The organism is Rhodococcus sp. 06-156-4 (assembly GCF_002259345.1).
Classification (GTDB): Bacteria; Actinomycetota; Actinomycetes; order Mycobacteriales; family Mycobacteriaceae; genus Rhodococcoides; species Rhodococcoides fascians_E.
In genome coordinates this window covers 253,247-265,043 of record NZ_NPGB01000031.1, presented here as the reverse complement: position 1 = coordinate 265,043, position 11,797 = coordinate 253,247, and the positions used below count along the sequence as shown (strand labels likewise).

Sequence of the window (11,797 nt, the reverse complement as noted above, 5' to 3'; positions counted from 1 at the left end):
CGGTACGTTCGGTGCGCGAAGAGGGCCGGGCTACCGCCCCGGAAGGTACTTCAGTGCCTTCACGAAGGGAGGCATGATCTTCGCCCACAACTTCGGAGGCAATCCGCGGGGGCCGCCGAGGTTGAGCAGACGCGTCGTGGCGATGGTCTGCGATTCGGTGTACTTGAGCAGGCCGTCGGGTCCGTGGCGTCGGCCCATTCCCGAGACGCCCATTCCGCCCATCGGTGCGCCGGTGGTGCCCCAAGCGGGTGCGTACCCTTCGTCGACGTTGACCGTTCCCGAATGCAGCTGAGCTGCAATGGCTTCGCCCTGAGCCTTCGTCTTCGCCCAGACGCTGGCGTTGAGTCCGTATTCGGTGTCGTTGGCCTTCGCGATGGCTTCGTCGACGTCGGCCACCGGGTAGATCGACACGAGCGGCCCGAAGGTCTCGCTCGCGGCGCACTCGGCGTCGGCGGGCACGTTCGTCAGGACTGTCGGCTCGTAGAAGAGCGGGCCGATGTCGGGGCGTGCGTTTCCTCCCGCGATGACCTTGGCGCCCTTGACCTTTGCGTCGTCTACGTGCGCGGAGACGGTCTTGACTTGGTCCTCGGAGATGAGGCTGCCCATTTCGATGCCGAACTCGTAGTCCGCACCGAGGGTCATGTCCCGCACCCGCTGACCGAATTTCGCGGTGAACTCGTCGGCGATGGACTGTTCGACGTAGATGCGCTCGATGGAAATGCACAGCTGGCCCGAGTTGGAGAAGCACGCGCGCACGGCGGCGTCGGACACTTCCCTGAGGTTCGCCCCGCGCGCGACGATCATCGCGTTCTTGCCGCCGAGCTCGGCCGAGAAACCGATGAGCCGACGCCCGGCCTGCTCGGCGAGGAGCTGGCCCGTTGCGGTGGAACCGGTGAACATGAGGTATTCGGTGTTCTCGACGATGGCGGTGCCGACGACCGAGCCGGGGCCGGGCACCACGGCGAACAGATCACGCGGCAGACCTGCTTTGTAGAGGAGTTCTACGACGGCCAGCGCACAGTACGGAGTCTGCGAATCCGGCTTGAGCACCACTCCGTTGCCGGCGAGCAGCGCGGCGATGGCGTCGGACACCGCGAGAGTCATCGGGTAGTTCCACGGCGAGATGACCCCGACGACGCCCTTGGGCTGGTACCGCACCGTCGTCTTCGTCAGCACGGGGAGCATGCCGGCCACCCGCTTGGGTGACAGCAGCTTGGCTGCGGTGCGAGCGTAGTGACGCGACGTCATCGCGATGTCGAGCACTTCTTCCTGCGCGGCGGCGCGGGACTTGCCGGTCTCCGCCTGCGCCATGTCCATCAGTTCCTCGCGATGAGCGAGCACCAGGTCGCGGTACCGGTGGAAGATCTCGGCGCGCTCGGACACCGGGCGCTTGGCCCATGCCTTCTGCGCGACCCGAGCACGAGCGATGGCACCGACGACGTCCTCGGCGGTCCCGACGGGAATGGTCGCGAGCTCCTTGCCGGTGAACACCTCCGTGATGGATTTCGTCGGCCGCGCGTCGGCGTCGGGAATGGCGATCAAGTCGGCGAGCCGCGAGAAGGTCGCAGCGCTCGGAGCTGGCATTTCGGTACCCCTACTGGTGAGTAGTTCTTGGAGTTACACATAACCTACATCGTCGGTGGCTGGGATCACAGTGCCGATTCCGCTGCCCTGGTCGGCACCCGTCGACGTGTGGCACCATGGGCGGTGGTCTTTCCTAGGCGTCGGGGCGCACTGGAGACGAAGCAGGGTGGGGCAATCTCATGAGAACGACCACACGCAGGGGACTCGTCGTCGCCTGCGCAGCAGCTGTAGCGCTCGCGATGGCACCGTCGGCGCAGGCAGATCCAGTGGGTGACCTCGTCGCCCCTCCCGCCAATCCCGACGCCTACCTACCCACTCCGTTGGGTGACCCCTGGTTCACCCCTCCGGCGGGTTTCGAGAGCAGTGAACCCGGGACCGTTCTGAACACGAGAAGTGTTGCGGTACAACCCGGCGCTACCTCGACGCAGTTGCTGTTCCGTTCGACGGACTCGAAGAACAATCCCATTGCGGCCGCGACGACGATCCTGGTTCCCGACGCGCCGTGGACCGGCGGAGGCCCCAGGCCCGTCGTCGCCTACAACGAGGCAACGGATTCCCTGGGCAACGCGTGTGCGCCGTCGTCGACGCTGCCGCGCGGCACCAACAAGGAACTCGACCGGATGCAGGAGTTGCTGGCTCGCGGGTATGCCGTCGTCGTCACCGACTATCAAGGTCCCCGCCAGGCCTACTCCGCCGGTCTGGTCTCCGGTCACACCGTGCTCGACGGGCTGCGAGCGTCCCGGGCAGTCGGCATCGCACCGGACGCCCCCGTCGCAATCACCGGATACTCGGGCGGTGCGATCGCGTCGGGATGGGCGGCGCAGTTGGCGCCGTCGTATGCGCCCGAGTTGAACATCGTCGGAGTGGCCTTCGGCGGGCCTCCTACCGACTACAAGATCCTGCAGCGTTCGCTGAACGGCGGTATCGGCTCCGGGCTGTTCACCGCCGCGACAATCGGTCTGAGCCGCGAGTACCCGGAGATGCGGTCGCTGGCCAACGACAACGGTAAGCGGCTCGCTCTGGTGCAGAAGGATCAGTGTGTGGACGTCTTGTCCTACAGCGGACTCGCACTGTTCGACCAGCAGAACCTGTCCAACGTGCCCGACGTGTTCAACCATCCGATCACCCGCGCGGTGGTCGAGGAGAACCGGATGGGTCAGATCGCGCCCGAGGCACCGATCTACATCTACCAGGGCCTGCAGGACTTCCTGATCCCGAAGGAAGGCGCCGAGGCCGTCCAGGATCAGTGGTGTGCGGCCGGTGCGTCGGTCCATCTGGAAGAGATCCCCGGAGACCACACGGTGGCCGAGGGCGGCGGTAGGCCGGGCGCGTTCGAGTGGCTTTCTCAGCGTCTGGCCGGCGTTCCCACCGGAGGATGCGAGAGAGTGGTCCGGTAACTCTTGACCCTCACGCCACGGGAGGCTGCACAGTGTCCTCTGTGAGCGATTCGGAAACGATGTTGGTGGGCGAAGTGGCCCGCCTCGTCGGAATCAGCGTGCGGACGTTGCACCACTACGACGAGATTTCGCTGGTGGTGCCGTCCGGACGCACGGCGAAGGGCTACCGCAGTTATTCGGCAGTAGACGTCGAACGGTTGCATCAGGTGTTGACCTACCGCGAACTCGGTTTCGCGCTGGACGACATCGCCGCCCTGCTGGACGACCCGTCGGTCGACGCGATGGCGCATCTGCAGCGTCAGCGGGAGCTACTCGACGCACGGATCGATCGCTTGCATCAGATGGCTGCGGCCGTGGACAAGATGATGGAGGCAAAGAAGATGGGAATTCAGTTGAGTCCCGAAGAGCAACGCGAAGTGTTCGGGGAGAACTGGACCGGCGAACAGTACGCCGATGAGGCAGAACAGCGTTGGGGCCAGACCGACGAGTGGAAGCAGTCCCAGGCGCGTACGGCGTCGTTCACGAAGGACGACTGGAAGCGCATCAAGTCCGAAACCGATGCGCTGGAAGCAGATTTCGCTACGGCGTTGGCCTCGGGAGTGGCTACCGACTCACCACAGGCGGCGGCTTTGGCCGAACGTCACCGCGCCGGCATCGAGAATTTCTACGACTGCGGATACGACATGCAGGTCTGTATCGGCGAGATGTACATCGCCGACGAGCGCTTCACCAAGCACTACGACGACATCACGCCCGGGCTTGCGCAGTACATTCGCGACGCCATCGTCGCGAATGCTGCGGGCAAGTAGGCAATTTACCCCCCAGTTGTGCGTTCTCGAGCCTCGGAAACGCACAATCGGGGGGTAGATCGCCGGTCATTGCCACGGAATCCTGTAGGGCTCTTCGTCGTCCGGTGGTGGAGTCTGCTTGGCCGGGAACCAAATCAGCGCTGGGTCTCGTTTCAGCTCGCCGATTTCGGGCGGTACAGGCCTGGACAGGGTTTCGATCTCGTCCCATGAGCACTCTCCAGCCGCTACGCGCCCGGCGTACGCCCTCAGTTCGGGTGACGCACTCGCCAGCGACGCGATGGCGAACATCAGAGCACTGTCGACGTTTCGCGGTTCGTCGATGGACGAGAGCGGGGTCCGTTCGACCACGGCCCGCGTCTGTGCCATACGGTCGAAGGCATCGGTCATCTTCTGTACCGCGCGGCGCAGGATCGGGTCGTCCGGTGCGTTCATGCGTCTTCCCATGGTTGTCTACCTGTTCCGACCGAGAAAGAATCCTTCGGAACGTTGTAGACGGGCTCGGCGGACGCGGTGTCGTACACGTCCTTCACCAGTCGAGCGTTGTGGATTCCCTTGGTGATCGGTTCGAGTTTCTGCTGGAACTGCTCGTTCAAGTAGCCGCTGGGACTGGCAACGAGCGAAAGGAATTCGTTGAACGCGTCGGTGACCATCCGAATGTCATCGAGCAGCTTCTCGGCGAGGGTGTATCCCGAGTACAAGATGTCGGCGATCTTGTATATCTGGTAAAGGCTCCCCAGCGGCGATACCTTTTTCGACAAGAACTCGGCAACCTTGGCGGGGCTGGACACATCGACTTGCGCTTCGAGACGTTCTCTCATCGTAGTCACGAGTGTGAACACCGACTTGCGAATTTCGTCGGCGGCTCTGTCCGCGACAGCTTCGATGACGCGACCGCACGAACCCTCCCAGCGCATCGCTGCGATCTGCCGTGCGGCGTAGTCTTTGTACGCGACGGCAGCCAACCCGTCCCAGAACTCGTCGACGCGCGAAGTCCCTTCGGCGAGAGAATCACCGCCGGCGGACATAGCCTCCCCTGCAATCCGGTATGCCGCACCGAGACGTCTCAGATCGTTCCAGTTTCCGCCTATCGGATCGATGAGTTCGCGAAGCGGACTGTGCCCGATCAGCTCCTCGATCGCGTAATCGAGGTCCCCCAGCCACCCTGCTGCATCGGCGATGACGTCGGCTACGTCGTCGGGGAAGTGTGCGGGAGCCGGATAATCCATACCCTCCGGAGACCCGTAATGTGCACAGTCGCTGTAAGGTTCGGCATTCCCCCGCGCCGGTCGATCTGCGTCACCCGGGGTCCGGGTACGGCACCGGTACCAGGTCCGTGTGTGCGTTGAGCGCCTCGTAGTTCTCCTTTTCCTGATCCGCGTAAAGCCAGGCCGCGGTATTGAGTTTGTCACCCAATCCGGCGCAGTTCGTTGCCAAATGGACATGCCGATCACGCCACACATCGCGGAGAGCATCGAATGTGACGGCCAACGAACCGAACAATTCCCCGTTGTCGACCCCTGTCAATTGTCCGTGGTCATTGAAATACCGATAGGACGTCAGCGTCTGCTGTCCGATCTCGGCCGTAAGCCGGCCGAGCCCGGCGACCTGCCTTGGGTCCGCGAAAAATGTTTCGCTCATGTCCAGGCACCTGTCTTATTCGGTTCGGCGGAGCGTCGACACAATCCGGTCTACGACATCCGGCGGCAAGGACTCGTCGATCTGCTGGTCGGTTTGAATCATGAATACAGCGACGGTCGCATTCGAATAACCCTCCGTCGCAACCACGTCGAATGTTGCTTCCGTTGGATCGCAATCGAAATCCTGGGCGAGATTCGATGCTTTCACCGAGTATCTGACGGCGGGAGCTCCACCAATGTCGAATTGGATCGGCTCCGAGTAGTCGAATGTCACGGCGTCATCGGGAGCATCCCGAAAGATGATCTCGGCCTGGCGGCTTGCCTCGAAGGCTGCTGTGGGAACGTCGACACCGTTGCGGCCCGTCATTCCTGAAACAGCTTTCCGCGCCCCGTCTCGATGTTCCGGACAGTAGTCGTACCCGTACATTGCGATCGCGCCGTATGTAACCGACCCTCGTGTTCCCTCCCAGCCCGCTACTCCACCTGAGGCATTCCTCCAATCCCCCGGCACTGTGTAGCTGAGTCCGTATTTGGTGTCGATGGGGATCGGGTCACCCTCGGGCACCTCGATTTCCGGCGGCGCGAATTCCATCGACGGGAAGCCCGGTGGCAGGGTCGCGGTAGGTGCCGGTGCCGCCGTCGACGAAGGACGGGAGGTAGGCGGTGCCGCGACGCCTTCGAACCTGCCCGGTGCCTGCGGCCCCAATCTGGGCAGCAGCGCGACAGCGGCATACAGCAACGCCAGAACCAGCGCCGTGCGCAGCAGCTGCTTCTTCAGCCCCATGTTCACTCCCCCCGAAGTCGGCACACGCTAACACGCCGGAGCGACAACCCTGGGTGGATACTCGTGGACATGAACCTGACGATTCGCTCGGCCGTTCTGTCCGCCGCTGTCGGTAAGGCAAGTGGGTTTCGCAGTTCCGTGGGAATCAGCGTCGGGCTGCTGACCTGGTTCCGAGGGTCGAAGTACGAGCGTTGGGCGATCGGTGGATCAGCCGTTGCCACGGCGGGAGAGCTCGTCGGGGACAAGTTGCCGTCGACGCCGTCACGTCTCGATCCGGCGCCCCTGGGTGGCCGTATCGTGGCCGGCGCCGGGGCGGCCTACGCGATCGCCCGACGCTCGGGCGACGATCCGATCCCGGCGGCCGTAGTCGGGGGCGTGTCGGCCGTCGCCGGTTCCTACGCCGGCCACGCATACCGCGCATGGGCGTCGAAGCGGGTTCCGCCTGTCGCCGCCGCGCTGGTGGAGGACGTCGTCGCGCTGTCGATCGGTGCGGTCGTTCTGAAGGAAATCGGAGCGTAAGGTCCGTGACGTGAAACCGAACTTCTGGCAGTACCTGGGCTACCAGTTCGGCCGAGTGCTGCCGCCGTCGATGCAGGATTGGGTTCGCGAGGATCTGGTCGGTCACGGTGCCCAGGCTCGCTACCTGATCCGCTTCACGCTGCCGGTGATCCCATTCCTGTGCCTGTTCCTGTTGGTTCCCGGACCGTTGTGGATCGGGTTGGCGATGATGGCGCTGCTGTTCATTCCGCTGGTCTACTTCGCGATCGCGCTCATGAACGTGTACCGACGCCACCGGCTGCTGGTGCACGACCTGGATCCGCAGCTGCTGGGTGCCAGCACCCAGGCGAAGTTGGATCGCACCCGGGACGACTACGAGAGGCGTCACGGAAGGCTGGACTAGGCAGGAGTGGAGCCCGCAGGAACGACTCCGATGGGCAGGAGTGGAGCCCGCAGGAACGACTCCGATGGGCAGGAGTGGAGCCCGCAGGAACGACTCCGATGGGCAGGAGTGGAGCCTGCAGGAACGACGCACTTATGCTGTCCGGTATGACTTCCGTCGAATTCAAGGCAACTGCTGACCTGGCCGACGAGATCGGGCCTGAAATCCGCAGCTGCGATGCACAATTCATTCAGTTCGGCAAGAACACCGAGTTCGCCGGACCGATCACGACGATCAAGTGCTTCCAGGACAACCTGCTCGTCAAGCAGACTCTCGGTGAGCCGGGTAACGGTGGAGTCCTGGTGGTGGATGGCGATGCGAGCGTTCACACCGCGCTCGTCGGCGACATCATCGCAGGCAAGGGAGTCTCCAACGGCTGGGCCGGGGTCATCGTCAACGGTGCCATCCGGGACTCGGCGATTCTGCGGACTCTCGACATCGGTGTGAAGGCACTCGGCACCAATCCCCGCAAGAGCACCCAGACGGGCTCCGGGGAGAAGAACGTTCCGATCGAAATCGGCGGTGTCACGTTCAATCCGGGCGAGATCGTCTACAGCGACTCCGACGGCGTGGTCGTCGTGTAATTTGCCGAACATTCACCCTCCTGTTGTGCGTCCGTCAGCCCTCGGAACGCACAACAGGTGGGTGGATTCCGCTTCGGATCGGTCATACGTTGGACAGAACCAGAACGACGATCGAGAACCCCAGCATGCCAAGGCAATTGATCCAGAACTCTTGTTTCATGAACCGTGCGCGGTAGTGTGCGTAGGCTGCACAGAGGAAATAGACGATCACTCCGGCGTTCGCGGCCGACGCGACACCGGGGTGTGCGAGTCCGACGGCGAGGCCGGCGGCTGCGGCGAGCTTGACTACTATCAGCGTCCACCACCAGTCACGCGGAAACCCGACCCCGTCGAGGCATTTCACGATGAACATCGGCGGTCGTATGGACATCAGCGCGTCGATCAGCAGTACCATCGCGAGAAGCGCTGTGAGCCACCAGTAGTCGATCATCTTTCTCCCCCATCGGATTGGTTGGTCACGAAGTCGATGACTCCCTTGAGTCGATTCAGGTCGTCGCCTACTCCGACGGACATAAGCATTCCGAGGTACGCGAAATAGATGACCTGGGCGCCCTGGACTGCACGGGTGGAATCGTGACCCGCACGCCGAAGCGTCTGCTCGATTTCGTCGGTCAGAGCGAGGCCCAACGATCTGAAGATTTCTGAGTCGACGCGCCCTCCGACGATGATCGACGCGTACACCCGAGAGAGGGCGGTGTCGCGCGCGAAGTGTTCCAGGAACGGCAGGAACAGCCCCAGCACCTCGGCGGGAGCATTGTCCTGAGCAGAGACATCGGCCCGTCCGGCGACGCTGCGTTGTCGGTGGACGTCGGCAATCCATTCGTCGTAGACAGCGACCAGAATGGCGTTCTTGTCGCCGACGGCCATCACGGTGCCGACACTGACCTGCGCGGATGCGGCGATGGACCGGATGGTGGTTGCGTCGAAACCGATCTCCCGAAACAGCGCGTCCGCCGCGGTCAGAACCCTCTGACGTGTCGCTTCCTTCTGATGATTCCGTGACTGAACACGTTCAGTGAACATGTTCAGTAGAGTAGACCGACGTGTGGACGGCGTCAATCAGCGGCGCACCCGCGGAACCCCACGCCATTCGTCGAACAGGAACAGGGCGAGCGCGACGACGAGCATTCCCGACGCGACCCAGGCCGCGCCCACGCCGAGGACTCGTACCGCGAAGGCGCCGAGCACGGCACCGGCGAGGAACCCCGCGATGACCGATCCGAAGTTGACGGCACGCAGTCCGGCGGCGGTGTCACCGTCGGACAGTCGGTGGTAGATCGCCTGAGAGAAGCTACGAAGGTTGCCGGTGGTCATCGTCGTGCTGAAGGCCTGGTCGACGAGCACCCTGAATGTCGTCACCTGCAGAGCGGCAACGAAGGAAATGGACACCGTGACAACGGCATTCGGTGCCGACTCCGGGACGAAGCCCACGACGAACAGCACCAGGATCTCGATCACGAGGACGGCACGGATCGGCCGACGAACGACCCGCGTCAAGCCGGGGCTGGACAGGGACTCGGCGACGAAGACACCGAAAACGAATGCCACCAAGGGCGGGAGGTATCCCGCCGCGGACCGCCAATGGCCCCCTGCGGCATCGATACCGAAGAGGACCACGTTGGCGGTCTGAGCGTTCGCGAACACGCCGTCGCGCGTCATGAAGGTGTAGACGTCGACGAACCCGCCGACTGCCGCCAGAAGGACGCCGAGTCGCACGGACTCCGACGTCACGACCGGCTGTGGAGTGTCTTCCGGCACGGCCGGATGCTACCCCGCTTCGAGAGTGGAATGTAGGCTCTGGCCTACATTTCCACTCATATTGGTTACTTGACGAAGTTCAGCAGAGCCTCGTTGACTTCCTGGTAGTGGGTCCACAGAAGTCCGTGCGGGGCACCGTCGACCTCGACGTACCGAGCTTCGGGGAATGCCTTGGTGAATTCGCGTCCCGTCGAGTCGATGGGAAGAATGTTGTCCTTGGTGCCGTGCAGGATCAGAGTGGGCTTGCCGGATTCGCGCACCTTCTGCACGTCTGCGCGGAAGTCCTCGAGCCACGTCGGGACCACGGCGTAGGCGGCTACCGGTGCGCTTCCTGCCGCGGTGGCGAAGTTGGCGCGCACGGTTGCTTCGCTGATGCGGCTGCCCAGGTTCTCGTCGAGGTTGTAGAAGTCCTTGTAGAAGTTGTCGAACCACGCGAAGCGGTCTTCGCGAGCGGCTGCGTCGATTCCGTCGAACACTGACTGCGGGACGCCTGCCGGGTTGTCGTCGGTCTGCAGCAGGAACGGCTCGAGCGATGCGAGGAACGCGAACTTCGCGACGCGGTCCGTGCCGTACTTGGCGGCGTAGCGTGCCAGTTCCCCGGTGCCCATCGAGAAGCCGACGAGGATGACGTCGGTCAGGTCGAGTTCGGTGAGGACCGCGTTCAGGTCGGCGGCGAAGGTGTCGTAGTCGTAGCCGGTCACGGGCTTGCTGGACTTGCCGAATCCGCGACGGTCGTACGTGATGACCCGGTAGCCGGCTTTCAGAAGCTCCCGGCTCTGGCGCTCCCAGGAGTTGCCGTCGAGCGGGTAGCCGTGAATGAGCACCACTGCCTGCCCGCTGCCGTGATCCTCGTAGTAGACGTCCACAGGTGTGCTGTTTTCCGTGCCCACATTGACGAAAGCCATGTTGTTGCCTTTCCCTCGGGATCTTCCGGTGGGAGAACGGTCGTTCTCCCGTCATGGACTACGGTAGAGAACGATGGTTCTCTGCGCAAGGAGGTGGTGGCAGTGGAAACGAGCGACGCACGATCGGCCGTCTTGGTAGCCGCTGACGAGCTCTTCTACACACGTGGCGTTCAAGCAGTGGGCATGGACGAACTGCGGACCGCCGCCGGGATCTCGCTCAAACGCATGTACTCGCTGTTCCCGTCCAAGTCGGACATCGTCGCCGCGGTACTTGCCGGCCGGACCGCGGTGTGGAACGAGCGCATCCTGATGGAGGCCTCCAAGCACAATTCGCCGCGAAACAAGGTCCTCTCCATCTTCGACTTCCTGGACGCCTGGTTTCGTGAAGACAACTTCCGCGGCTGCGCTTTCATCAACTCGTTCGGCGAGCTCGGTGCAACCATGCCGGCTGTCGCCGACGCTGCACACCAGCACAAACGCGAATTCGTCGAGTACGTGACCGATCTGGCCGTCGAGGCAGGATGCCCGCAGGATCTCGGCCTTCAGATCGCATTACTTGCCGAGGGCGCGCAGACCACCGCAGCCATCTCGGAATCTCCCGAGTCCGCCGTCGCGGCAAAGCGAGCCGCGACGGTCCTCCTCGACGCGGCCAGCCGATGAGCGCGTCTGGGCCGATGAGCGCGTCTGGGCCGATGAGACTGAAGGCGTGCATCAACGGCCCTCGAACACCAGCGGAGCACAGCGCAATTCCGATCACCCCGGACCAGATCAGGGCAGAATCCATCGCCGCAGTGAACGCAGGCGCCGAGGCAATTCACGTACATCCGAAGACTCCGGACGGCACCGATTCGCTTGCCGCAGAACACGTGGCCGCCGCAGTTCGCGCTGCCCGCGCAGCCGGAGTTCCGGTCGGCGTGACTACCGGAGCGTGGAGCACACCCGACGCCGTATCCCGGCTGGCCGCAGTCGAATCCTGGACCACCCTGCCCGATTTCGCGTCGGTCAACTGGCACGAGGAGGGCGCAGCGGATCTGGCAAGACTGCTGATGCGCCGAGGCGTCGGCGTCGAGGCGGGTCTGTGGACCGCCGCATCCGCACGCGCATGGCTGGCCTCCGGCCTCACCGGAGACTGCATACGGGCCTTACTGGAAGTCCAGCCGGGAGATAGCCAGGACGTCGCCGACGAACTGATCGCACTCACCGACACGAGCGGAGTCCCGCTGCTGCTGCACGGTCAGGACGACACATGTTGGGCCACACTACGATCGGCCGTCGCACAGGGATTGGCCACTCGCATCGGCTTGGAAGACACCCTGACCATGCCCGACGGCTCTCCTGCCACCGGAAACTCCGACCTGGTGACCTCTGCGCTCGCATTTTTCCGTGTCTGACGAAGTCC

16 protein-coding genes are annotated in these 11,797 nt (G+C 63.5%); 7 read left to right on the top strand and 9 right to left on the bottom strand.

The window, feature by feature from the left end; genetic code table 11:
* Positions 1-30: 30 nt before the first annotated feature.
* Entirely contained in the window at positions 31-1,584 is a 1,554-nt protein-coding gene (locus CH290_RS23770; protein WP_019667057.1) for a succinic semialdehyde dehydrogenase, read from the bottom strand.
* A 179-nt stretch (positions 1,585-1,763) separates the two neighbouring features.
* On the opposite strand from CH290_RS23770, the gene CH290_RS23765 reads away from it, so the two are divergent.
* Together CH290_RS23765 and CH290_RS23760 are read left to right on the top strand one after the other, a co-directional pair.
* The gene (locus CH290_RS23765) at positions 1,764-2,981 is read left to right on the top strand and encodes a lipase family protein (RefSeq protein WP_033189376.1); all 1,218 of its coding nucleotides are present in this window, start codon (positions 1,764-1,766) and stop codon (positions 2,979-2,981) included.
* Positions 2,982-3,040: 59 nt separating this feature from the next.
* Complete coding sequence (locus tag CH290_RS23760) at positions 3,041-3,790, top strand: MerR family transcriptional regulator (RefSeq protein WP_019667055.1); 750 nt, start codon at positions 3,041-3,043, stop codon at positions 3,788-3,790.
* Positions 3,791-3,856: 66 nt separating this feature from the next.
* On the opposite strand, the gene CH290_RS23755 is transcribed toward CH290_RS23760, so the two are convergent.
* The 4 genes from CH290_RS23755 to CH290_RS30800 form a co-directional block, all read right to left on the bottom strand.
* Positions 3,857-4,222 carry a hypothetical protein gene (locus tag CH290_RS23755; RefSeq protein ID WP_019667054.1) on the bottom strand — a complete coding sequence of 122 codons (366 nt, stop codon included), beginning with the start codon at positions 4,220-4,222 and terminating at the stop codon, positions 3,857-3,859.
* Positions 4,219-5,016 (bottom strand): hypothetical protein, encoded by a 798-nt coding sequence (locus tag CH290_RS23750; protein ID WP_230620994.1) that lies wholly within the window; start codon positions 5,014-5,016, stop codon positions 4,219-4,221. Before CH290_RS23750 ends, CH290_RS23755 begins: the two co-directional genes overlap by 4 nt.
* Positions 5,017-5,086: 70 nt before the next feature.
* A complete protein-coding gene (locus tag CH290_RS30805) occupies positions 5,087-5,428 on the bottom strand; it encodes a hypothetical protein (protein ID WP_230620995.1) in 342 nt (113 codons plus the stop codon).
* A gap of 15 nt (positions 5,429-5,443) precedes the next feature.
* The gene (locus tag CH290_RS30800) at positions 5,444-6,211 is read right to left on the bottom strand and encodes a DUF8017 domain-containing protein (RefSeq protein WP_230620996.1); all 768 of its coding nucleotides are present in this window, start codon (positions 6,209-6,211) and stop codon (positions 5,444-5,446) included.
* Positions 6,212-6,280: 69 nt separating this feature from the next.
* Between CH290_RS30800 and CH290_RS23735 the strand changes: the two genes are divergently transcribed.
* The 3 genes from CH290_RS23735 (at position 6,281) to rraA (ending at position 7,735) form a co-directional block, all read left to right on the top strand.
* Positions 6,281-6,730, top strand: coding sequence for a hypothetical protein (locus CH290_RS23735; protein WP_230620997.1), 450 nt, complete (start codon positions 6,281-6,283; stop codon positions 6,728-6,730).
* 10 nt (positions 6,731-6,740) lie between these two features.
* Entirely contained in the window at positions 6,741-7,112 is a 372-nt protein-coding gene (locus tag CH290_RS23730) for a DUF5313 family protein (protein ID WP_033189378.1), read from the top strand.
* Between the two features lie 146 nt (positions 7,113-7,258).
* Positions 7,259-7,735 carry a ribonuclease E activity regulator RraA gene (gene rraA, locus CH290_RS23725; RefSeq protein ID WP_230620998.1) on the top strand — a complete coding sequence of 159 codons (477 nt, stop codon included), beginning with the start codon at positions 7,259-7,261 and terminating at the stop codon, positions 7,733-7,735.
* A gap of 82 nt (positions 7,736-7,817) precedes the next feature.
* On the opposite strand, the gene CH290_RS23720 is transcribed toward rraA, so the two are convergent.
* The 4 genes from CH290_RS23720 to CH290_RS23705 all read right to left on the bottom strand — a co-directional run bounded on the left by CH290_RS23720 (position 7,818) and on the right by CH290_RS23705 (position 10,398).
* On the bottom strand, positions 7,818-8,165 hold the full coding sequence (locus CH290_RS23720; RefSeq protein WP_033189380.1) for a DoxX family protein: 348 nt from the start codon (positions 8,163-8,165) through the stop codon (positions 7,818-7,820).
* Complete coding sequence (locus CH290_RS23715; protein WP_020112317.1) at positions 8,162-8,758, bottom strand: TetR/AcrR family transcriptional regulator; 597 nt, start codon at positions 8,756-8,758, stop codon at positions 8,162-8,164. Before CH290_RS23715 ends, CH290_RS23720 begins: the two co-directional genes overlap by 4 nt.
* Before the next feature lie 36 nt (positions 8,759-8,794).
* Positions 8,795-9,493, bottom strand: coding sequence for a YoaK family protein (locus CH290_RS23710; RefSeq protein WP_033189381.1), 699 nt, complete (start codon positions 9,491-9,493; stop codon positions 8,795-8,797).
* A 65-nt stretch (positions 9,494-9,558) separates the two neighbouring features.
* Complete coding sequence (locus CH290_RS23705) at positions 9,559-10,398, bottom strand: alpha/beta fold hydrolase (RefSeq protein WP_026348123.1); 840 nt, start codon at positions 10,396-10,398, stop codon at positions 9,559-9,561.
* Positions 10,399-10,491: 93 nt separating this feature from the next.
* On the opposite strand from CH290_RS23705, the gene CH290_RS23700 reads away from it, so the two are divergent.
* Entirely contained in the window at positions 10,492-11,058 is a 567-nt protein-coding gene (locus tag CH290_RS23700) for a TetR/AcrR family transcriptional regulator (protein WP_033189382.1), read from the top strand.
* Between the two features lie 32 nt (positions 11,059-11,090).
* Positions 11,091-11,789 carry a 3-keto-5-aminohexanoate cleavage protein gene (locus CH290_RS23695; RefSeq protein WP_033189383.1) on the top strand — a complete coding sequence of 233 codons (699 nt, stop codon included), beginning with the start codon at positions 11,091-11,093 and terminating at the stop codon, positions 11,787-11,789.
* The last annotated feature ends 8 nt before the right edge of the window (positions 11,790-11,797 follow it).